Genomic DNA, 21,923 nt, shown 5'->3' with positions numbered 1-21,923 from the left:
GACCAGTATGCGACTGAACAACCTCGGACTCGTCCGCACGAACATCGAGCGGCCCGACCCCGCCGATGTCGCGCGCCTGGCACAATTCGGTGTCGCGACCATCCACGAGGCGATGGGACGGGTGGGCTTGATGCGCCCGTACATGCGCCCTGTCTACACCGGAGCGAAACTGTGCGGCCCGGCCGTCACCGTTCTGCTGCAGCCCGGTGACAACTGGATGTTCCATGTCGCCGCCGAGCAGGTGCAGGAAGGCGACGTGCTGGTTGCCGGGTGCACCACCGAAAGCGAGGACGGGTTCTTCGGCGACCTGTTGGCCACCTCGGTCAGTGCGCGTGGCTGCAAGGGCTTGGTCATCGACGGCGGCGTTCGCGATGTGGCCGACCTGGAGGAGATGAACTTTCCGGTGTTCGCCCGCGCGATCAGCTCCAAGGGGACGGTGAAGGCCACCCTCGGCTCGGTCAACGTTCCTGTCGTCGTTGCCAACGCCGCGGTCAACCCCGGCGACGTGGTGGCCGCCGACGTGGACGGCGTCGTCGTTGTGCCACGTGAGGTGGTCGGTGCGGTAGCGGATGCCAGCCAGAAGCGAGAGGATAACGAAGAGTCCAAGCGGCAGCAGTTCCGTCAGGGCGTCCTCGGTCTCGACATCTACGGCATGCGCGAGCCGCTGGCTGCCGCTGGCCTGGAATACGTGGAGGACTGACGATGGTGCACGGCGACACCACCGGCGGCTTCGAAAAGTCACCCGGTTGGCTGGACTGGTACGACGGTCCCAGCACGCCGAGGTTCGTGTTGCCTCCGGGGGCCGTCGACGCGCACTGCCATGTCTTCGGCCCGGGGGAGCAGTTCCCATACGCTCCGCAGCGCAAGTACACCCCGTGCGATGCGTCGGCCGAGCAGCTGTTCGCCTTGCGCGACCACCTGGGTTTCGAGCGCAACGTGATCGTGCAGGCGACCTGTCACGGCTCCGACAACACTGCCCTGGTCGATGCGCTGCGTCGCAGCGATGGACGCGCTCGCGGTGTGGCCACCGTGCGGCGCGACATCACCAGCGACGAGCTGATGGACCTGCATGACGCGGGTGTGCGGGGGGTGCGTTTCAACTTCGTGAAACGACTCGTCGACCGGGTTCCCACCGACGCGCTCGATGAGATCGTCGGCAAGATTGCCCCGCTCGGCTGGCACGTGGTCATCTACTTCGAGGCCGAGGACTTGCCTGAACTGTACGATTTTTTCTCGAGCATCCCGACCGGCGTCGTGGTCGACCACATGGGTCGACCCGATGTGACCCGGGACCCGAACGGGCCCGAGTTCGAGCTTTTCTTGCGCTTCATGCGTGAGAACCCCAACGTGTGGACCAAGGTGAGTTGCCCCGAGCGACTGACCGTCACCGGTCCTCGGGCTCTCGACGGCGAACAGCACGCGTACACCGACGTTGTGCCGTTCGCCCGACGCGTGGTCGAGGAGTTCCCCGACCGTGTGCTGTGGGGCACCGACTGGCCCCACCCCAACCTCAAAGACCATATGCCGGACGACGGGCTGCTGGTCGACTACATCCCGCAGATCGCCCCGAGCGTCGCCCTGCAGCAGCAGCTGCTCGTCGACAACCCGAGGCGTCTGTATTGGCCCGAAGGAGAATGACATGGCACTTGACAAGCCGTACAAGCACGTTCCCGGCACGATCATCTTCGATGCCGAACAAGCCCGCAAGGGTTACCACCTGAACCAATTCGCGATGTCGCTGATGAAGCCCGAGAACCGGGAGCGCTATCTCGCCGACCGCGAAGCCTACCTGGATGAATGGGATCTCACTCCGCGGCAGCGGCAGGGTGTGCTCGACCTCGACCTGAACACGTGTCTGCAAGAGGGCGGGAACATCTACTTCCTCAGCAAGCTGGGTGCCACCCACGGGTTGAGCTTCCAGCAGATGGCCGGTTCGATGACCGGAATGAGCGAAGCGGCGTACCGCGACATGATGGTCGCCGGAGGACGCAAGCCCGAAGGCAACCGTCTGAAGGACCTCGACGGCTGGACCCCGCCGGAGCCGGGTGAGAAAGCCGAGACTCTTCGCCCGAACGCACCGGCGAAGTTGACCTCGGCGTTGTTCACCCCGCACGTACCTGCGATCGGTGCGGCCATGGACCTGGGCAAGACCGAAGAGCCGTACTGGAAAAAGGTCTTCTCCGGCTACGAGTGGACCCGGCAGTGGGCCAAGGAGAACACCCCCGATGTGGTCATCATCGTCTACAACGACCACGCCACCGCATTCGACTCGTCACTGATCCCGACCTTCGTGCTTGGCACCGGTGCCGAATACCCGGTCGCGGATGAGGGCTACGGTCCCCGCCCGGTTCCCGGGATCACCGGGTATCCGGAGCTGGCCTCGCACATCGCCCAGTCGGTCATCCAGGACGACTTCGATTTGACGCTGGTCAACGAGATGGTCGTCGACCACGGCCTGACCGTGCCGCTGTCGCTGGTCTACGGCGATGTCGAGGAGTGGCCGGTCCGGGTCATCCCGCTGGCGGTCAACGTCGTGCAGTACCCGGTGCCGTCCGGTCGCCGCTGCTACGAATTGGGCAAGGCGATCCGTCGCGCGCTGGACAAGTGGGATGGTCCCGAACTCAACATCCAGATCTGGGGTACCGGTGGGATGAGCCACCAACTGCAGGGTCCGCGCGCCGGCCTGATCAACGAGGAGTGGGACAACGCGTTCCTCGACCACCTGATCGCCGACCCGAAGGGTTTGACCGAGTGGCCGCACCTCGAGTACGTCGATGAGGCGGGTTCCGAGGGCATCGAACTGGTTGACTGGCTGATTCCTCGTGGCGCCATGGACGACCAGTTCGGCGGAGGTGCACCCGAGGTCAATCACCGGTTCTATCACGTACCGGCTTCGAACACGGCCGTCGGGCACCTGGTGATATCGAACCCGGTGGCGCCGGAGGCCACCGCCGAAGCCGCACACGACGAGGCAGCACCGCAGGAGGCGAACCCGGTGGCTTCGCCGGCCTGATCACGACACACAACCTTCCCGCCCGTTGGGGCCGCACCGTGCGGCCCCAACGGGTAACACGCGTGAGGAGACACGAATGAGCAGCGACAAGATCCGCATCGCCGTTGTCGGCGCCACTGGGGCCTTCGGGATGAAGCACCTGGATGGGCTGGCGAACATCGCCGATGCCGAGGTGACCGTGGTCAGTGGCACCCGACCCGAGCCGACCGAAGCGGTTGCGCAGGCCTACGGCGTTCCGACCGCGGTCGTGGGGTACGAGGCGGTGCTCGAACGCGACGACGTCGATGCCGTCATCCTTGCCACACCGACCGGGATGCATGCCTCTCAGACCCAAGCGGCATTGGCCGCAGGCAAGCACGTGCAGGTCGAGATCCCGCTCGCGGACTCTCTGGTCGATGCCCAAGCGACACTCGCAGCGGCCGAGGCATCCGATCGTGTCGCGATGGTCGGCCACACGCGACGCTTCAACCCGTCGCATCAGTGGGTGCACAACAAGATCGCCGCCGGCGAGTTCAACATCCAGCAGATGGACGTGCAGACGTACTTCTTCCGACGCACCAACTCCAACGCCAAGGGTGAACCGAGATCGTGGACCGATCACCTGCTCTGGCACCACGCCGCGCACACGGTGGATCTGTTCGCCTACCAGGCCGGTACGATCGTGCAGGCCAACGCGGTGCAGGGACCCATCCACCCCACCCTCGGGATCGCGATGGATATGTCGATCCAGTTGCGGGCGGACTCCGGCGCGATCTGCACCCTCTCGCTGTCGTTCAACAACGACGGCCCGTTCGGCACCTTCTTCCGCTACATCGGCGACACCGGCACCTATATCGCTCGCTATGACGACCTCGTCAACGGCAAAGAGGAACCGATCGATGTCTCACAGGTCGCCGTGAGCATGAACGGTATCGAGTTGCAGGACCGTGAGTTCGTCGCTGCGATCCGGGAGGGACGCGAGCCGAACTCTTCGCTGCGTCGCGTCATCGACTGCTACCGGGTGCTCGGTGAGCTGGAGGAACAACTCGCATGATCCTGCCTCGCACCGGTCTGGGTTGCATGTCGCTCAGCCATGCCTATGGCGTTCCACCCGACGTCGGCGAAGGCGTGCGCATGCTGCGCGCCGCTCTCGATGCCGGGGTGACACATCTGGACACCGCCACCATGTACGGCGGCGGCCGCAACGAAGAACTCGTGGGCACGGCGATCGCGGGGCGCCGCGACGACGTGGTGCTGGCCAGCAAGGGAGGGATGGCGCCGATCGACGGTGTCAAGACGATCGATGGGCGTCCGGCCACCCTGCACGCCCAGGTCGATGCCTCACTGCAGCGCCTGGGCGTCGAGCACATCGACCTCTACTATCTGCACCGGTGGGACAAGTCGGTGCCGATCGGCGAGAGTGTCGGTGCGCTGTCTGAGGCCGTGCAGCAGGGCAAGATCGGCGCGATCGGGTTGAGCGAGGTGTCAGTGGCGCGACTGCGCGAGGCGCAAGACGTGGCACCGATCGCGGCCGTGCAGAACGAGTACTCGCTGTGGAGCCGCAACCCCGAACTGGGGATGCTCGAGGCCACCCGCGAGGCGGGAGTCGCCCTGGTGGCCTTCTCACCGGTGGCACGCGGGTTTCTCGCCGACGCCATCGGCGACCCCGAGCAGATGGCGTCGAAGGATATTCGCCGGGCAATGCCGCGATTTCAGCGGGACCACTGGTCGGCCAACGCGGCACTGCTGCCGGCCTGGCGCTCTCTTGCCGCCGAGGCCGGGTGCACCCCGGCACAGTTGGCGTTGGCGTGGCTGCTCTCTCGCGGTGAGCACGTCGTGCCGATTCCCGGGACGACGAACATCGATCACGTGCGCGAGAACATCGCGGCCGTCGCGTTGACGATCGATTCTTCCCTGCTTGCCCGCGCGGGCGAACTGATCGACACCGCGACGGTGTCTGGGCCGCGCTACAACAGCGGTCAATCTGTCGAGGTGGATGCCGAGACCTTCGAGGATGCTGCGTGAGAGCGATCTGCTCGATGGCGACGCGGCACGTGCTCGCCGACCTGGCTGCGGTCGCAGCGGATGAGGGACTGCCACAGTTGCAGATCGAGGCCGTCGGCGGTGTCGACGCCGCGCGTCGGGTGCGTGAGCAGGAGCCGTTCGATCTGGTGTTTCTGGCGGCGGGTGCGCTGGGCAAGCTGGCAGCGGAGGGACACGTCGATGAACGGACCGTCGCCCCACTGGTGGTATCCAGTGTCGCCGCAGCCGTCGCATCCGAGACCACCACGGCTGCGGAACGCCCGGACGGGATCGCTTTCACAGACGCTGCCGCCATGCGTGATGCGATCCGCACGGGTGGACGGATCGGTTACTCGACCGGGCCGAGCGGTGACGCACTGGTGCAGATGATCGCCGAGTGGGGGCTGAGCGATGAGCTGGGCGATCGCCTCGTGCAGGCCCGCCCGGGTGTCCCGGTGGCCGCGTCGGTTGCTGCTGGCGAGGTCGATCTCGGCTTTCAGCAGTTGAGTGAACTGGTCGGTCAACCCGGCATCCGCATCCTCGGCGTTCTTCCTCCCGATCGTGCCATCGATACCGTGTTCGCCGGTGCAGTCGGTGCGGCGACATCGGATGGTGCCCGTGCCCACGAACTTCTGAATGCGTTCACCTCTGGTGCCGCCGATCAGGTGAAACGCCGCCACAACTTCGCCGTACCACCGACCGGTCCGCGTCGCGGATGACCGTGGTGCCGGGCGTACGGGAGTGTGACGGCATCTCTCGCCCATCTTTCGAAGGAGCACGGCCATGTCCGATGTCACACCCGCTTTCGTTCTCGTGCACGGTGCGTGGGGGGGAGCGTGGGTCTGGCGCCGCGTCCTGAATCCCCTGCGCGCGGCCGGGCATGAGGTTCACGCCGTCACCCTCACCGGCGACGGAGAGCGGGCTCACTTGCGTCGGCCCGACATCTCGCTGCAGACCCACATCGACGACGTGCTCGGTCTCATCGAGGCCGAAGAGCTCGACCGCGTCATCATTGTCGGGCATAGTTACGGCGGGATGGTGGTCACGGGCGCAGCCGCCGCGCTGCAAGCGGACCGACCCGGTCGGGTGAGCGGTCTCGTCTACGTCGACGCGATGGTTCCGTTGCCCGGTGAGGGCTGGGGCGTCGGCCACCCACCCGAAGTTGCGGCGGCCCGCCTGGCGGCCGCGGCCGAGAACGACAATGCGCTACCGCCGCCCGATCCAGAAGTGGGCTTCGGCCTCGACGCAGCCGATGCCGCCTGGTTGCGGCGCCGACACGTACCGCACCCGTTCGGGATGTACCGCAAGCCCTTGGACTATGACCGGACGCTGCTGGAAGCTCTGCCGAAGTTGTTCGTCGACTGCCCCAGCCCCGCCTACCCGACCATCGACGCGATGCGGCACCGGGTGAGGGAGACACCAGGCTGGCAGGTGGTCGAGATCGCGACCGGTCATTTCCCGATGCTGAGCGAACCGGAGGCACTTGTTCGGAATCTGCTCGCCTTCGCCGCAGACATGTGATGCTGGGTAGGCACATGTGCACGATCGGGTCTGCGAAGCTCCCCCGTCCGACTTCGTGTGGGTCGTGGTCGCGGACCTGAAGACGTCGCCCACAGGCCGCCCGCCCGCAGTGGCAGACCACCGGTGTCTCGGAAGTACAGTCCCGCAGACCCTACGGCGCGAGGCGTGTCGGCCCGCGGAACAGGTACGTGACCTCGCGGATCGAGTCCTGACCGAGCATCAACATGAGCAGACGCGCGAGGCCCATGCCGAAGCCGCCGTGCGGCGGGGCGCCGTAGCGGAAGAAGTCGAGGTAGAAGTCGAGGTGCTCGGGCTCGAGGCCCTTCTCTTTCGCCTGCTCGACGAGCACGTCGACGCGGTGTTCGCGCTGCGCACCGGTCGTGATCTCGACGCCTTTGTACAGTAGGTCGTAGCTCTTGGTGAGCCCGGTCTCCTCGTCGCGCATGTGATAGAACGCACGGATCTCGGGGTGGTAGTCGGTGATGAACACGAACCGGTGGCCGTGGGTCTCCTCGACGTAGGCGGCGATCTGCCGCTCGCCCTCGGGGTCGAGGTCGCCGTCGGTGCGGGGGATCTCATAGCCGCGGGCGGCGACGATCTCGCGCGCCTCGGCGAGCGGGATGCGCGGGAACGGGACGGCCGGCACCTGCACCTCGACGCCGAAGAGCTCTTCGATCTCGGCGCCGTGCTTCTCGTTCACCGCTGCGAACGCGGTGGCCAGCAGCTCCTCCTGCATGCGCGCGACATCCTCGTGCGAGTCGATCCAGCTGATCTCGGCGTCCACGCTCGTGAACTCGGTGGCGTGGCGGCTGGTGAACGACGGGTCGGCGCGGAAGGCCGGACCGATCTCGAAGATCCTGCCGAAACCGGCCGACTGCGCCATCTGCTTGAAGAACTGCGGGCTCTGCGCCAGGTAGGCCGTCTGGTCGTCGAAGTAGTCGAGTGAGAACAGTTCGGCGTTCGACTCGGAGGGGCTCGCCATGAGCTTGGGGGAGTGGATCTCGATGTAGTCGCGCTCGACCCAGAACGTGCGCATCGCGTGCTCGAGGGTGGTCTGCACCCGGAAGACGAGGTTGTTGCGGCGCTGGCGCAGGTCGAGGAAACGCCAGTCCATGCGCTTGTCGAGTCCGCTGTCGGCGGCGATGGGGGTCTCCGGCAGCGCGGCGGCCGCGATGTCGAGCGTGCCGATCTTGATCTCGACGCCGCCGAGCTTGACGCGCTCGTCGTGTGCGAGCTCGCCGGTGACGGTGAGGAACGTGCCGTGTGCGAGCTCGGAGATGAGCGCCGTCAGCGCGTAGCCGTCCCCCTCGGGCTCGCGGGTCGCCGGGTTGACCAGCTGCACCGCCCCGGTCTCATCGCGCAGGATGACGAACTGCACCTTCTTCTGGTCGCGGACGGTCTCGACCCATCCCGACACCGAGACGGGGCCGTCTTCCCGGGCCTGCAGCTGCTTGACAAGGACGCGCTCACTCACGCATCGAGTCTACGGGCGGCGCTCCCGCGTGCCGAACCGCCCGTCGCATGCCGCACAGCTTGCCGAGAAACATCTTGCCGAAAAACAGCTTGCCGAGAACAGCTTGCCGAGAACAGGAGTTCTGGCGAAGACAGGATGCCTGGGGCCCGCATTGTCCTGAGTGCGCCAGAACAGGAGTTTTCGGGAGGCGGCGCGGAGCGGGGCGGTCACGTAGGATGCCCGGGTGACCCCTCACCCCCCTGTCAATGCAGACCACGAAGCGATCCTTGCCGACCTCGACGCGCTGCGTGCGCAGGATGCCCCCACCCACGGTGGGCGCGTGCTGTCGTACGTCTACGACACCGGCCGCGCCGACCTCGATGAGCTGGCGGCGCAGGCCGCGCGGCGCATGCAGGCGGTGAACGGCCTCGACCCGACGACATTCACGTCGGTCGCGGTGCTCGAGCGCGAGGTGGTGGGCTTCGCCCGCGAGCTGCTGGGGGCCGGCCCCGGTACCGCGGGCACGGTCACCTCGGGCGGCACCGAGTCGTGCCTGCTGGCGGTGAAGACCGCCCGTGACCTGTGGCGTGCGGCCGGCGGCACCGGCACGCCGCGCCTGGTCGCGCCCGTGACCGTGCACGCGGCATTCCGCAAGGCGGCCGAGCTGTTCGACCTCGCCTTCGACGGCGTGCCGGTCTCGCCCGAGACCGGGACGATGGATGCCGCGGCGATCGCCGGCCGGCTCGGGCCCGACGTGGCGCTGGTCGTCGTATCGGCGCCGTCGTATCCGTTCGCGGCGATGGACCCCGTCGCCGAGGTCGCCGCGGCTTGCGCCGCCGCCGGTGTCGCCTGCCATGTCGATGCGTGCATCGGCGGATGGATCCTGCCGTTCTGGCCGGGCGGTGTGCCCGCCTGGGACATGTCGGTGCCGGGCGTGACGAGTCTGTCGGCCGACCTGCACAAGTACGGCTACGCGCCCAAGGGCGTGAGCGTGCTGCTGCACGCCGATCGCGACCGGCATCGTGCGCAGTACTTCGCGACGACCGACTGGCCGGGCTACCCGGTAGTGAATCCGACGCTGCTGGGTTCGAAGCCGGCCGGTGCGCTCGCGGCGGCGTGGGCGCTGATCCGTGCGCTCGGTGTCGACGGCTTCGCCGGGCTGGCGGCCAGCGCGGCGCGGGCCACCGCCGCGCTCGTCGAGGCGGTCACGGGCATCGAGGGATTGCGCGTGGTCGGCGACCCGGCGGGGCCCCTGTTCGCCGTCGCCGCCGACGAGGCGATGCCGGCCGAGCGCCGAGTCGATCCGCACCACTGGGCCGACCGGGTGCGCGCGGCCGGCTGGGTGCTGCAGCAGCAGCCGGGCATCGTGCAGCCCGACGGCACCCGTCTGCCGCACACGACCCACTTCACGGTGACGCCGGTCACCGAGGCCGGGCTCGACGAGCTGATCCCCGTGCTGGCGGCGGCGGCTGACGACGTACGCGGGATGCTGGCGGTCGCCGCAGATCAGATCGTCGCGGCGTTCGGCGGGTCGCTGCCGGCGACGCTCGATGCCGACACGGCCGGAGCCCTGCTCGGGGGGCTCGGGCTGGGCGGCGGCGGATCGCTTCCGGACGAGATGGCGCCGTTCCTCGCACTCGTCGAGGCGCTGCCGCACGAGGTGACCGAGCGGCTGCTCGTCGAACTGCTGGCGCGCACCGTGGAGCCGACCGGCTGAGCCCCCAGCCCGCCCACAGCTGCGCCACCCGTAGACTGGATCGGTGCCCGCCGAACGCCTCCATCTCGTGCGCCATGGAGAGGTCCACAACCCCCAGCGCGTGCTCTACGGACGGCTCCCCGGGTACGGGCTGAGCGCCGCCGGGCGTGACATGGCACGAGCGGCCGCGGTGCACGTACAGGGTCTCGGTCGCCCGGTCAGTACGCTCGTCGCCTCGCCGCTGCAGCGCACGCGCGAATCGGCCGAGCCGTTCACTGCGCTGTTCGGCCTCGAACCGGTCATCGACGAGCGGGTCATCGAGCCGACGAACGTCTTCGAGGGCCGGCGCATGAAGCGCGCGCTCATGAACCCGCTGAACTGGCGGCATCTGGTGCGCCCGTCCGTCCCCAGCTGGGGTGAGCCGTACGCGTCGATCGCGGGGCGCATGCGAGAGGCGATGGATGCCGCGTGGCACACCGTCGACGGCGGCGACGTCGTGATCGTGTCGCACCAGGCGCCGATCTGGATCACGCACCTTGACGCCACCGGCACCCCGCTGCGGCACGACCCGCGCAGCCGCCGCTGCGCCCTGTCGAGCGTGACGAGCTTCGAGCGCGATGACGCGGAGCGCTGGGTCGAGGTGGCCTACGCCGAGCCGGCGACCACCGTCGGTGCCGTGGACGTGGGGGCGGTGTGATGCGTCGCCTGGCATCGGCACTCGTCGCCCTCGGCCTCGTGGCCGGGCTCGCCGCGTGCGCCGCCGACCCGCTCGCCGAGGACTACCGCGAGGGGAGCAACAAGGGCTTCGTCTCCGGTGAGTTCCGCGTGGTCGAGATTCCCGAGGCCGACCGCGGCGAGCCCGTGGTGTTCTCGGGCACGTCGGAGACCGGTGAGACCATCACGAGCGCCGACTACGCCGGCGACGTGCTCGTTGTGAACTTCTGGTATGCGGGATGTGCGCCCTGCCGCTCCGAGGCCGACGACCTCGAGGCGGTGCACCAGGAGTACGCCGATCAGAACGTGCAGTTCCTCGGTGTGAACATCTACGACCAGGCGCCGACGGCGATCGCCTTCGCCGAGGAGCACGGCGTCACCTACCCGAGCCTCATCGCGATCGACGACGCGCAGCTCAAGCTCGCCTTCGTCGATGCGGTGCCGTTGACGGCCGTGCCCGTGACGCTCGTGCTGGATACGCAGGGGCGCGTCGCGGCGCGCATCATCTCCGAGGTGAAGCATCCATCGATCCTCTCCACGCTCGTGCGCGATACGCTCGCGGAGCAATCGTGAGCGTCGAGGCGCTCGTCGCCGGTGGCACGCTGTGGATCGCGGTCCCGATCGCGCTCGCCGCGGGACTGCTCTCGTTCCTGTCGCCGTGCGTTCTGCCACTCGTGCCGGGGTATCTGGGCTTCATCGGCGGGGCCGTGGCGCCTCGCGGGCCGCAGCCCGCACGTCGGAGAGTCGCGGAGGATAAGGCGCAGATCCTCCGACGTTCGGAGGAGCCTCCGACATCCACGGCCGCGGCCGAGCCGCAGGCGCCCACGCGAGGGCGGCTGCTGCTGGGCGTGGTGCTGTTCATCGCCGGGTTCACCGTCGTGTTCATGGCGCTGAACATCTTCGGCGGCACGCTCGGGCGGTTCCTGTTCGAGTACCGCGATCTCATCACCCGCATCATGGGGGTGGTCATCATCGTGCTCGGCCTCGTGTTCATCGGGGTGTTCGGGTTCGCGCAGCGCATCGCGCGACCGCAGGTGCGCAGCAGCCTGGGCCTGGCCGGTGCGCCGCTGCTCGGCCTCGCGCTCGGCCTCGGCTGGGCCCCGTGCATCGGCCCGACGCTCGCGGTGATCCTCGGCATGTCGCTCGACTCGGGTTCGGCCGCACGCGGGGCCCTGTTGGGCTTCGTGTACTCGCTGGGTCTCGGCATCCCGTTCGTGCTGCTCACCCTCGGCTTCGGCTGGACGACCCGCTCGGTCGACTTCCTGCGCCGACACATCCGCACCGTCAACCTGATCGGCGGCACCCTGCTGATCGTGCTCGGCGTGCTCATGGTCACGGGCGTGTGGAGCGCGCTCATGTCACACCTGCAGGGGGTGTTCGCCAGTGTCCCGCTCCCCCTCTGAGGCGCCCTCCGTGCCTCCGCTTCCCGCGTCTGTCGAGGGACCGCTGCGGCCCGGCGACCACGTCGACGGACCCGCCACGGCGAAGGTCACCCAGCCCGCGTTGGGCCCGGTCGGCTGGCTGCGCTGGGGGTGGCGGCAGCTCACCAGCATGCGCACGGCCCTCGTGCTGCTGCTGCTGCTGGCGATCGCCGCGGTGCCCGGCTCGATCTTCCCGCAGCGCAGCGCCGACCCGAACGGGGTCACCCAGTGGCAGCGCGACAACCCCGAGCTGTTCCCCGTGCTCGACGCGTTCGGCCTGTTCGACCTGTACATCTCTCCGTGGTTCTCGGCGATCTACATCCTGCTGTTCGTGTCGCTCATCGGGTGTGTCATCCCGCGTACGAAGCACCACCTGACCGCCCTGCGGGCGCGCCCTCCGCGCACGCCGGCGCGCCTGGCGCGCCTGACCGACCACGAAGAGATCGTGGTTCCGCTCGACGCCGCTGCCGATGCCGAGGGCGCCGCGCAGACCGCGGTCGCGCTGGCCGAGCACGAGCTGAAGCGCGGCGGCTACCGCGTCGCCCGCTACGACGGCCGTGGCTCCTTCTCGGTGTCCGCCGAGCGCGGCTACCTGCGCGAGACCGGCAATCTGCTCTTCCACCTGGCGCTGCTCGGGGTGCTGGTGTCGGTGGGCATCGGCGGCGCGTTCACCTACACGGGGCAGAAGGTCGTCGTGGAGGGCACGACGTTCGTCAACGCACTCACCGACTACTCGTCGTTCAATCCCGGCCGGTTCGTCGACGGCGAGAACCTCGACCCGTACTCGCTGACCCTCGACCGGTTCGACGTGACCTACCAACCGGCCGACTCGGCCGCCGCCGGGCAGGCCGGCGACTTCGTCGCGCACCTCACCACGCAGTACGCCGGTGAGCAGCCGCAGGACGCCGAGGTGCGCGTCAACCACCCGCTGGGCATCGGCCCAGACAAGGTGTATCTCATGGGCAACGGGTACGCGCCCACGATCACGATCGCGAACGCCGACGGCACGGTCGTCTTCCGTGACTCGGTGCCGTTCCTGCCGCAGGACTCGCGGCTCACGTCGATCGGCGTCGTGAAGGTGCCCGACGGTCTCTCCGAGCAAGTGGGTCTGGTCGGCTTCTTCTACCCGACGGCACAGGAGCTCGACACCGGCGCATTCACCTCGATCTACCCCGACCTGATCTACCCGGTGCTGACGTTCAACGTGTTCACCGGCGATCTCGGCGTCGACGACGGCATCCCGCGGTCGGTGTACGCGCTCGACACGACCGACCTCGCCCAGCTCACCGGGGGCGACACGGGCGTCGACTCGATCCAGCTGATGCCGGGCGAGTCGGCCGAGCTGCCGAACGGCCTGGGCACGATCACGTTCGACGACGTCACCGCCGACGGCTACGACCAGCCGGTCAAGCGCTTCGCATCACTGTCGATCCATCACGACGCCGCCGGCCCGTGGGTGCTGGTGTTCGCGGTGCTCGCGCTGGCGGGACTGCTGCTGGCCCTGTTCGTGCCACGCCGGCGCCTGTGGGTGAAGGCCGTGCCCGACGGGGCCGCACTGCGCGTCGAGTACGCGGGCCTGGCCCGCGGCGAGGACCCGGCGCTGGGCGTCGCGGTCGACCAGCTCGCCCGTCGGCACCGGTCGGCGCTCGCCGAGGGGCTGCGCGACGACGCCGGGGCTGTGGCATCCACCCGCGCGTAGACTGAGCGCATGCCCGCAACCGCAACTCTGACGCTCGACGACGTCTCGATTCTGCTGGTGTGGACCGCGATCGCCATCTATGCGCTGGCGTTCGTGGCGTACACGATCGACCTGTCCACGCGCTCGGCTCTCGCGGTCGAGGCTCAGGACGCGCGTGCCCGCGAGCTCGTGGGCGCGGCGGTCGGGCAGGCCCGCGCCGCCGAGCGGGCAGCCGCGGCCGAGGTCGATGCCCGGCCGGTGGCGCGGCCGCGCTTCGTCTGGGCACGCATCGGCACGTCGCTGACAGTGCTCGGATTCCTCTTCCACGTCGGCGCCGACGTCACGCGCGGCATCGCTGCCGAACGCGTGCCGTGGGCGAACATGTACGAGTTCGCCCTGACCGGCACGATGCTCATCGTCCTCGTCTACTTGCTTGTGCTGACGCGCTACGACCTGCGGTTCCTGGGCGCGTTCATCACGGGCCTGACCGTGCTGCTGCTGGGCGGCACCGCGATCTCGTTCTACACCGAGGTCGTGCCGCTGATGGATCCGCTGAAGTCGGTGTGGCTGGTCATCCACGTGTTCGTCGCATCACTGGGCACCGCGTTCTTCGCCCTTGCCTTCGCGCTGTCGGTGCTGCAGCTCATGCAGTCGCGGCGCGAGCGCAAGGCGGTGGTGGATGCCGCGGGCACCGAGGTGCGCACCGGCCCGCGCTTCCTGCGCACCCTGCCGGGTTCCGACACGCTCGAGTCGCTGGCCTATCGCTTTGCGATCATCGGCTTCATCCTGTGGACGTTCACGCTCATCGCCGGGGCCATCTGGGCCGACGACGCATGGGGCCGGTTCTGGGGCTTCGACACGAAGGAAGTGTGGACGTTCGTCATCTGGGTGCTCTATGCCGGCTACATCCACGCGCGTGCCACGCGCGGCTGGCGCGGCACGCGGTCGGCGTGGCTGTCGATCATCGGCTTCGCCGCGGTGATGTTCAACTTCACCATCGTGAACATGTTCTTCAAGGGCCGGCACGTCTACAGCGGCCTGAGCTGAGCCGCACTATGCCGGGACGGGTGCGGCCAGGAGCGCGCGAGTCGACACCGAGCGGCGTCGGGCCACGGCGCTCACCGTCGCGGCGAACGCGAGCATGCTCCACACGAGCAGCCCTGCGACACCCGCGCTGACGCCCCCGGCGTCGGTCAGCACGCCGACCATGGCGTGATACGCGGGCGCGGTCGGCAGCAGGCCCGCAAGGCTTGCGAGCACGCCCGGTGCCGTCGACACGATGCCGGTGGCGATGGCCAGCACACCAACGAGCGTGGCGATCCACCGCCCCGCTCCGCCGAACACGGCCACGAGCGCCTGGTTCACTGCGGCGAAGGCGACCCCCGCCAGCACGCAGAGTGCGGCGAACCCCCACCACGTGCCGGCGTCGTAGGCGGCGGCGATCTGCACGACGACGGTGACGAGCACGCCCTGCACGGCGCCGACCGCCGCTGCCGGCCACAGCGCTCGCAGCGCGAGCAGCACCGACGGGCGGCGCGCGCTCAGTGTGTGCTGCGGCACGGCGCGCAGTGCGATATACGACGCGACGGTGCCGAACCACAGGGCGACCATGGCCAGCAGCGGAATCGCGGATGCGCCGAACAGCGTCGCGCCGCCACCGCCGTCGGCGGCGACCGGCGCCGATACGACGTCGGCGAGGGTGCGCGCTTCGGCGTCGGTGTACGACGGCAGGGCGTCGGCGGCCTGGTCCAGACCGCCGGCCAGTGTCTGTGCGCCGTCGGCGAGCTGGCCAACGCCGGTGCCGAGCTCGTCGGCGCCCGAGGCGGCCGCTGCGGCACCGGAGGCGAGCCCCGACGCACCCGAGGCGATGCCGGCGGCCCCGTCCGCGAGCTGCCGCATCCCGCCGGCGGCGTCGGCGGCACCCGTCGCAAGGGCGTTCATCCCGCCGGAGGCCTCGGTGAGGCCGCCGGCCAGCTGCTGTAGGCCTGCGCCCAGGGCGGGAAGCTGGGCGATGTCGTTCACGCCGTCGGCGATCGCCTGCGACTGGCCGATGACCCCCGTGATCCGGGGCAGCACGTCGTTCGCCTGTGCGGCGATCTCCTGCAGCGCCGCGCACAGCGCGGGGTCGGTGCCGTCGGTCGCACACGTGGTCGCCAGCGTGGTCAGGCGGGCTGCGGCATCCGTCACCGTCTGCTCGATCTGCGCGCTGTTGCCGGCGAGGCTCTGCGCGGCGTCGACGACCTCTTGGGGCAGCTGCGGTGCCTGTGCGAGTCCGTCGGCGATGGGTCCGAGCTGTGCGGCGATCGTCGCGACGCCGTTCGCGGTCTGCCGGGCGCCACCCGCCCACGACTGCAGGCCGTCGGCCGCCTCGCCGGCCCCGGCCGCCCAGGCGGCCGTGCCGCTGCTGAGCTGACCGGCTCCGTCGGCGAGCTGCCGCACGCCGTCGGCCAGCGAGATCGTGCCCGTGGCCGTCTCTCGCGCGCCGTCCGCCCAGGTGGCGGCGCCCCCTGCCGCCTCGCCGAGCTGGTCGCCCAGGGTGGTGAAGCCGAGGAACACGTTCTCGAGGTACACCTGCGAGAGTTCCTGGCCCATGAGGGCGGTGGCCGCCTGTGTCACCTGCGCGGTGATCGCCTCGTCGACCACGAGCGCGTCGGGCGCGGTCTGCACGGCGATGGTCGCCTGCTGGGGGGTCTCGCCGGGGCGCGTCGACATGGCGGCCGCCGAGAAGTCGGCCGGAATTGTCACGACCGCCGAGTACCGGCCGTCGGCCAGGCCCTTCGCCGCATCGTCGGGGTTGGAGATGGTCCAGTCGAGGTTGCTGTCGGTCTCTTCCGACCCCGCGACGAGCCCGCCGGTGAGCTGGCGTCCGAGCGGAACGAGCTGGCCGTCGACCGTGACCGCCTCGTCGTCGTTCACGACGGCGGCCGAGATGCGGTCGAGGCGTTCGGCCGGGTTGTACAGCGCGGCCACGAGCAGGCCGCCGATGACGACGGGCAGCAGGATCACGCCGACGATCGTCAGCCAGGTGATGGGGCGGCGCGAGCGTGCGCGTTCGATGCGGAGGAGGGTCATGCAGTCACCTCGGTGGTTGAGCGGGTGGTGAGGGCCAGTGCCTGCACATCGGTGCGGTGCGCATCGGCGAGGAGTGCGAGGGCGGGACCGTCTCGGTGGGCGGTCGCGACGAGGGTGACGGGAGTGGATGCTGCGTCCCGCAGCACCGCGGCGACCTGATCGCGCTCTGCCGGGCCGACGGCATCCAGCCCGTCGATCACGACGATGCGCGTGCCGCGAGCCAGGGCGCGGCGCACCTCGGCGACCGGGTCGGCGGCGCCGGCGAGCAGCGCGACTCCCACGTGGGCGCGCACCCAGGCGGCGCGACCCGGCAGCAGGTGGCCGCCCACGCGCAGCAAGCCGCCGGCGCCGGTCACCCGTCCGGAGACGACGAGCGCGAAGGCACGCGTTGCGCGCATGTCGCCGGTGACGAGCAGGGTGTCGCCGTGTGCGACCCGGAAGGCGGCACCGACGAACAGGTGCACCTCGCCGGTGTGCCGACCGCCGTCTGCGCGCACCGACACGTCGTCGCCCGCCAGGGCGTACCGATCGGCGTCCTCCGGCCAGTCCGAGAGCTCGAGCTCGTGCTCGACTGCTTCGCCCTCGATGTCGAAGTGCGGCAGGATGCGGTCGAGCCAGCGCGGCATATGCCAGGCCTTGTCCCCCAGCAGCGCCATGACCGCGGGGGTGAGGGTCATGCGCACGAGGAAGGCGTCGACGGCGATGCCGACCGCCAGTCCGAGCGCGATCGACGTGATCGTCGAGTCGCCCTCGGGCACGAACGCGGCGAAGACGGCGAACATGATGACGGCGGCGGCGGTGACGACGCGCGCGGATGCCGTGAACCCGCTGCGCACGGCGCGCACGGCGATCTCGCGCGGGGTGCCCTCGTCGCCACGGCGGCGCGCATGCACATAGTCCTCGCGCATGCGCGAGACGAGGAACACCTCGTAGTCCATGGCGAGCCCGAACAGCACGCCCATGAGGATGATCGGCATGAAGCTGATGACCGGGCCGGTGCGGGTCACATGCAGCGCGTCGGCGAACAGGCCCCATTCGAAGACGGCGGCGACGGCTCCGAAGGCCGCGAGGATCGACAGCAGATAGCCGACGGTCGCCTTCAGCGGCACCCAGATCGAGCGGAACACGATCATCAGCAGGATGAACGAGAGCCCGACCACGAAGACGCCGAACGGCAGCAGCGCCGTACCGAGGCGGTCGGAGATGTCGATGCCGACGGCGGTGAATCCGGTGACCTTGAGGTCGACGCCGTACTCGTCGAGCAGCCGGTCGTGCTCGGCGCGCAGGGCGCGCACGAGGTCGGCCGTGGCGGGGTCGTCCGGTGCGGTCTCGGGGGTGATCTGGATGAGCCCCGTGTCGGCGGTCTGGTTTGGGGTGGCCATACCCACCTCGGCGACGCCGGGGATCTGCGCGATCTCGGCCTTCAGATCGGCCATGAGCCCCAGCGGATCGGTGGAGGAGACGATCGTGCCGGTCATGATCAGCGGCCCGTTGGTGCCCGGCCCGAAGTGCTCGGCGGTCAGGTCGTACGTCTGGCGCGCCTCGCTGGCGACCGGCTGCATGCCCGCGTTGGGCAGTGCCAGGGTGAGGCTGGCCGCCGGCACGGCGGCGATGCCGAGCCCGACGACGACGGCGACGGTGGTGACGATCGGATGCTTCGTGACCAGCGTGACCCAGCGGTTCACGCGCTTCGTTGATCGAGCGGAGCGAGACGAAACGCGACGACGACCCAGCGAGAGCCCACGCCCGAGCCCGCGGCGCCAGCCCGTGACGCGGCCCTTCGCGAACCCGAGCAGGGCGGGCGTGAGCGTGACGGCGACGAGCACGGCGATCGCGACGGCGACGGCCGCGGCGATGCCCATGGTGGTGAGGAACGGGATGCCGGCGAAGCCGAGCCCGATGAGGGCGATGAGCACGGTGACCCCGGCGAACACGACGGCGGATCCCGCCGTGCCGGTGGCGCGTGCCGCGGACTCGTCGGGCGCCATGCCGCCGCGCACCTGGTCCTGATGTCGCGCGACGATGAACAGCGCGTAGTCGATGCCGACGGCCAGACCCAGCATGATCGCGAGCATCGGCGTCACCGATGAGACGGTCGTGAACACGGTGGCGACGTAGATCAGCGAGATCGCCAGCCCCACGCCGATCAGGGCCGTGGCGAGTGGGAACCACGCGACCACGAGCGAGCGGAACGTCACGATCAGCACGAACAGCGCGATGAGCACGCCGACGGCCTCGATGAGCGACAGGGCCGGCACCGTCATCGAGAACAGGTCGCCGCCGATGACGACCCGGGAGTCCTCGGGCAGGCTGTCCCGCAGGTCGTGCGCGACGCCGGTCAGCTCGTCCTTCGTCTCGTCGGAGACGTCGGTGGCCTGCCCGTCGAACTGCACGCGCACGAGGGCGGCACGGCCGTCGTCGGAGACCAGGCCGGTGACGATGTCGTCGAACGGATCGGTGACGGCGAGGATGCCGTCGAGCTCGTCGAACTGCGTGATCGCATCGGCGATGCCGGTCGCGTACGGCACCTCGTCGACGCGGCTTCCCTCGGGGGCGACGACGATGAGCTGGGCGCTGGTGCCGCTCGCCTCGGGGAAGGTGCGGGAGAGCAGCTCGATGCCCTCCTGCGCCTCGGTGCCGGGGATGGTGAACGCGTTGTCGGTGCTCTTCATGAAGGCCAGAGCGCCGCCGCCGGCGATGGCGATCAGCAGCAGCCAGCCGACGAGGACGCGCCAGGGGTGCCGGTACGACCAGCGACCCAGGCTGTACAGGAGAGTGGACACCGTGCCTCCGAGCGGATTGCGAGCAGATTGCGATACATCGGTGTATTCGATACAGCAATGTATCCTAGGGGAGTCGACGGGGCCGAAGCCGAAAGCTCCGTGTGAGAATCGAGCACGGGAGGTGCAGCATGGCAGACACCGCGGCGCCGCCGGTGGCGGTGCGGGGGCGTGAGCGCACCCGTGCCCGCCTGCTGGACGCGGCGGCGGAGGTGTTCGCCGAGGTCGGCCTGGATGGCGCGTCCGTCGAGGCGATCTGCGACCGGGCCGGATTCACCCGCGGGGCGTTCTACTCGAACTTCGACTCCAAGGAAGAGCTCATGCTCGCCCTCACGTCGCACATCGCCGAGCAGAAGATGGCCCTCGTCGCCGATCGCGCGCGCGAACTGCAGGAGGCGGGCGTGCGGCTGGCGCCGGCGGAGCTGATCGAGCGGATGCTGGACGTCGCCGTCGACCGGCGGATCGGCATTCTGCTGACCAGCGAGATCCGCACCCACGCGCTGCGCGATCCGCGCCTGGCCGAGACCTATCTGGCCTGGCAGGGGGGCATCGTCGAGCGCATCGGCGAGGTGGTCGGCGAACTGGCACGCGCCTATGGCCTGCGCCCCCGCATCGCCCCGGCCGAGTTCGCGCACGTGATCATGCAGAGCTGGGAAGACACGGCTGCCACCGCGCTCATGGAAGGCCTCGATTTCGACGCGATGCGCGCGCGTGTCAACGAGCGCACCGGGCGGCTCGCCGTCGCTTTGATCGATCCGTCTTGAGCGGGCGCCGGGTCAGAACGCGTAGCGGCCGCGGTTGGTGGCGGGCGTGCCGGCGCGCATGACCAGCAGGATGATGTTCGGGTCGGCCACACGCGCGATGTCGTCGAGCGGGTTGCCCGCGACGACCACGAGGTGACGCAGCGGGCGAACGACCGGATGGTGCTCAGTGCGTCAGCAGCGCATGGCACCTGGCGAGGCGGTCGAGCCACCACTCGCGCCGGTCGTCGTCGACGGCGAGGGCATCGAGCCGGGCGGGGTCGGGCGCGACGCGCGTGACGGGCAGCGCGCCGGCGCGGGGCGTGAGCGGGTCAGCGGTCACGTCGGCGGTGAACAGGGATGCCGTACCCAGCCCGCAGTCGTGGTCGAGCTGTGGCAGCGCGGCGGCGAGGGCCACCCCCATCGCGAGGCCGACAGACGTGTCGAGGGCGCTGGAGACGACCGCCGGCATCCCTGCCTGCGCCACGATCGTGAGGGCGCGGTGCAGGCCGCCCAGCGGCTGGGCCTTGATCACCAGGAGGTCGGCGGCGCCGGCGCGAGCGACGGCGAGCGGGTCGTCGGCCTTGCGCACGCTCTCGTCTGCGGCGATCGGGATGCCGAGGTGCCGCACACGGCGCCGCACGTCGGCGAGCTCGGCGACGTGCGCGCACGGCTGCTCGACGTACTCGAGGTCGAACGCGGCGAGGGCGTGGATCGCACGTTCGGCCTCGTCGACGTTCCAGCCGCCGTTCGCATCGATGCGCACGCGCCCCTCGGGGCCCAGCACCTCGCGGACGGCGCGGACGCGGGCGATGTCGTCGGCGAGCGTCTGCCCGGGTGCGGCCGTCTTCACCTTCGCGGTGCGGCAGCCGTCGTAGCGGGCGAGCACCCCGGGCACGGCGCCGGCGGCCGTGGCGGGAACGGTCGCGTTGACCGGGATGCTGTCGCGGAGCGATGCCGGTGGCGTCCGCCAGCCGAAGTCGATCGCTGCGGCGAGCCACGACGACGCCTCAGCGTCGTCGTACTCGGGGAAGGGTGAGAACTCGGTCCAGCCCTGCGGTCCTTCGCACAAAAGCGCCTCGCGCACGTCGATGCCGCGGAACCGGGTCGCCAGGGGTAGCGCGACGACGCGGGCGGTGGCGAGCAGGTCGCGCAGCGGAGGCACCATGCATCCAGACTATCGATGTCGATCTGCCTTTACTGTGTCTGACACAGTAAAGTGACAGGCATGAGCCAAGAAACCCTCGACGGACACCGGCAGGAGCTGCGACGGGGCACCGTCGTGCTCGCATGCCTGCGTCTGCTCGTCGTCCCCGGCTACGGGTACGGGCTACTCGAAGAGCTCGAGCGTCGCGGATTCGTCACCGACGCGAACACCCTCTATCCCCTGCTGCGCCGGCTCGAGAAGCAGGGGCACCTCACCAGCGAGTGGAACACCGCCGAGGCCCGGCCTCGCAAGTTCTACCGCACCTCGGCCGCCGGCATCCGCCTCGCCGACGCGCTCGCCACAGACTGGCACGCGCTGTCGCGCGCGATCGCCGATCTGACCCCTCAGGAGGACTGACACGCCCACAACCCTCGCCGAGCGGTACATCGCCGCCACCGTGAAGAGCCTTCCGCAGGTGAGGGTCATAGGCTGAGAGGCATGGTCTCCGAGCTCTTCGACGAGAGTGAATGGATGCCGGCGCCCGGCGCCGATGCCTTCACCGATATCACGGCCCACGTCTCTCACGACGGACACATCGCACGGATCGCGCTCGACCGGCCGGAGGTGCGCAACGCGTTCCGCCCGCACACGGTCGACGAGCTGTACCGCGCACTGGATGCCGCACGG

At 69.6% G+C, this 21,923-nt stretch carries 19 protein-coding genes and 1 pseudogene; 16 read left to right on the top strand and 4 right to left on the bottom strand.

Going from position 1 to position 21,923, the window contains the following annotated elements; genetic code table 11:
- Positions 1–7 precede the first annotated feature (7 nt).
- From ligK to ACK5IN_RS07995, 7 genes are all read left to right on the top strand, one after another.
- Positions 8–700 (top strand): 4-carboxy-4-hydroxy-2-oxoadipate aldolase/oxaloacetate decarboxylase, encoded by a 693-nt coding sequence (gene ligK, locus ACK5IN_RS08025; protein ID WP_416895669.1) that lies wholly within the window; start codon positions 8–10, stop codon positions 698–700.
- A gap of 2 nt (positions 701–702) precedes the next feature.
- Positions 703–1,638, top strand: coding sequence for an amidohydrolase family protein (locus tag ACK5IN_RS08020; protein WP_416895668.1), 936 nt, complete (start codon positions 703–705; stop codon positions 1,636–1,638).
- Between the two features lies 1 nt (position 1,639).
- A complete protein-coding gene (locus ACK5IN_RS08015) occupies positions 1,640–3,013 on the top strand; it encodes a protocatechuate 4,5-dioxygenase subunit alpha/beta (RefSeq protein ID WP_416895667.1) in 1,374 nt (457 codons plus the stop codon).
- A 76-nt stretch (positions 3,014–3,089) separates the two neighbouring features.
- A complete protein-coding gene (locus tag ACK5IN_RS08010; RefSeq protein ID WP_416895666.1) occupies positions 3,090–4,046 on the top strand; it encodes a Gfo/Idh/MocA family oxidoreductase in 957 nt (318 codons plus the stop codon).
- Positions 4,043–5,017: an aldo/keto reductase gene (locus ACK5IN_RS08005; protein ID WP_416895665.1), complete on the top strand. Its 975-nt coding sequence runs from the start codon at positions 4,043–4,045 to the stop codon at positions 5,015–5,017. The genes ACK5IN_RS08010 and ACK5IN_RS08005 overlap by 4 nt, the downstream gene beginning before the upstream one ends.
- Before the next feature lie 14 nt (positions 5,018–5,031).
- Positions 5,032–5,733, top strand: a complete 702-nt coding sequence (locus ACK5IN_RS08000; RefSeq protein ID WP_416895681.1) for a molybdate ABC transporter substrate-binding protein — start codon at positions 5,032–5,034, stop codon at positions 5,731–5,733.
- Positions 5,734–5,797: 64 nt separating this feature from the next.
- Positions 5,798–6,535, top strand: a complete 738-nt coding sequence (locus tag ACK5IN_RS07995) for an alpha/beta fold hydrolase (protein WP_416895664.1) — start codon at positions 5,798–5,800, stop codon at positions 6,533–6,535.
- A 151-nt stretch (positions 6,536–6,686) separates the two neighbouring features.
- Here ACK5IN_RS07995 and aspS read toward each other — a convergent pair whose 3' ends face one another.
- Positions 6,687–8,009 (bottom strand): aspartate--tRNA(Asn) ligase, encoded by a 1,323-nt coding sequence (gene aspS, locus ACK5IN_RS07990; protein WP_416895663.1) that lies wholly within the window; start codon positions 8,007–8,009, stop codon positions 6,687–6,689.
- A gap of 223 nt (positions 8,010–8,232) precedes the next feature.
- On the opposite strand from aspS, the gene ACK5IN_RS07985 reads away from it, so the two are divergent.
- Genes ACK5IN_RS07985 through ccsB form a run of 6 tightly spaced genes read left to right on the top strand, consistent with a single transcriptional unit; the run spans position 8,233 to position 14,544 of the window.
- Positions 8,233–9,705 carry a pyridoxal phosphate-dependent decarboxylase family protein gene (locus ACK5IN_RS07985; RefSeq protein WP_416895662.1) on the top strand — a complete coding sequence of 491 codons (1,473 nt, stop codon included), beginning with the start codon at positions 8,233–8,235 and terminating at the stop codon, positions 9,703–9,705.
- Positions 9,706–9,748: 43 nt separating this feature from the next.
- Entirely contained in the window at positions 9,749–10,381 is a 633-nt protein-coding gene (locus ACK5IN_RS07980; protein ID WP_416895661.1) for a histidine phosphatase family protein, read from the top strand.
- Positions 10,381–10,971 carry a TlpA family protein disulfide reductase gene (locus ACK5IN_RS07975; protein WP_416895660.1) on the top strand — a complete coding sequence of 197 codons (591 nt, stop codon included), beginning with the start codon at positions 10,381–10,383 and terminating at the stop codon, positions 10,969–10,971. The genes ACK5IN_RS07980 and ACK5IN_RS07975 overlap by 1 nt, the downstream gene beginning before the upstream one ends.
- Complete coding sequence (locus ACK5IN_RS07970) at positions 10,968–11,801, top strand: cytochrome c biogenesis CcdA family protein (RefSeq protein ID WP_416895659.1); 834 nt, start codon at positions 10,968–10,970, stop codon at positions 11,799–11,801. The genes ACK5IN_RS07975 and ACK5IN_RS07970 overlap by 4 nt, the downstream gene beginning before the upstream one ends.
- 10 nt (positions 11,802–11,811) lie before the next feature.
- The gene (gene resB / locus ACK5IN_RS07965; protein WP_416895658.1) at positions 11,812–13,518 is read left to right on the top strand and encodes a cytochrome c biogenesis protein ResB; all 1,707 of its coding nucleotides are present in this window, start codon (positions 11,812–11,814) and stop codon (positions 13,516–13,518) included.
- A 9-nt stretch (positions 13,519–13,527) separates the two neighbouring features.
- Positions 13,528–14,544, top strand: a complete 1,017-nt coding sequence (ccsB, locus tag ACK5IN_RS07960; RefSeq protein WP_416895657.1) for a c-type cytochrome biogenesis protein CcsB — start codon at positions 13,528–13,530, stop codon at positions 14,542–14,544.
- A gap of 6 nt (positions 14,545–14,550) precedes the next feature.
- On the opposite strand, the gene ACK5IN_RS07955 is transcribed toward ccsB, so the two are convergent.
- Positions 14,551–16,569, bottom strand: coding sequence for a YhgE/Pip family protein (locus ACK5IN_RS07955; protein WP_416895656.1), 2,019 nt, complete (start codon positions 16,567–16,569; stop codon positions 14,551–14,553).
- Positions 16,566–19,352 (bottom strand): MMPL family transporter, encoded by a 2,787-nt coding sequence (locus ACK5IN_RS07950; protein WP_416895655.1) that lies wholly within the window; start codon positions 19,350–19,352, stop codon positions 16,566–16,568. Before ACK5IN_RS07950 ends, ACK5IN_RS07955 begins: the two co-directional genes overlap by 4 nt.
- Before the next feature lie 128 nt (positions 19,353–19,480).
- Here ACK5IN_RS07950 and ACK5IN_RS07945 point away from each other — a divergent pair, with 128 nt between their 5' ends.
- Positions 19,481–20,113 carry a TetR family transcriptional regulator gene (locus tag ACK5IN_RS07945; protein ID WP_416895654.1) on the top strand — a complete coding sequence of 211 codons (633 nt, stop codon included), beginning with the start codon at positions 19,481–19,483 and terminating at the stop codon, positions 20,111–20,113.
- A 163-nt stretch (positions 20,114–20,276) separates the two neighbouring features.
- Here the strand turns inward: ACK5IN_RS07945 and ACK5IN_RS07940 are convergent, their stop codons facing one another.
- The gene (locus ACK5IN_RS07940; RefSeq protein WP_416895653.1) at positions 20,277–21,257 is read right to left on the bottom strand and encodes an o-succinylbenzoate synthase; all 981 of its coding nucleotides are present in this window, start codon (positions 21,255–21,257) and stop codon (positions 20,277–20,279) included.
- Between the two features lie 60 nt (positions 21,258–21,317).
- On the opposite strand from ACK5IN_RS07940, the gene ACK5IN_RS07935 reads away from it, so the two are divergent.
- Positions 21,318–21,653 carry a PadR family transcriptional regulator gene (locus tag ACK5IN_RS07935; protein WP_416895652.1) on the top strand — a complete coding sequence of 112 codons (336 nt, stop codon included), beginning with the start codon at positions 21,318–21,320 and terminating at the stop codon, positions 21,651–21,653.
- A gap of 81 nt (positions 21,654–21,734) precedes the next feature.
- Positions 21,735–21,923: pseudogene (locus tag ACK5IN_RS07930) on the top strand (1,4-dihydroxy-2-naphthoyl-CoA synthase); the annotation flags it as partial.

This window comes from Microbacterium sp. (assembly GCF_047971895.1).
Taxonomy (GTDB): domain Bacteria; phylum Actinomycetota; class Actinomycetes; order Actinomycetales; family Microbacteriaceae; genus Microbacterium.
The sequence above is the reverse complement of the archived record's forward strand: the minus strand, read 5'-3'. Positions and strand labels throughout refer to the sequence as shown.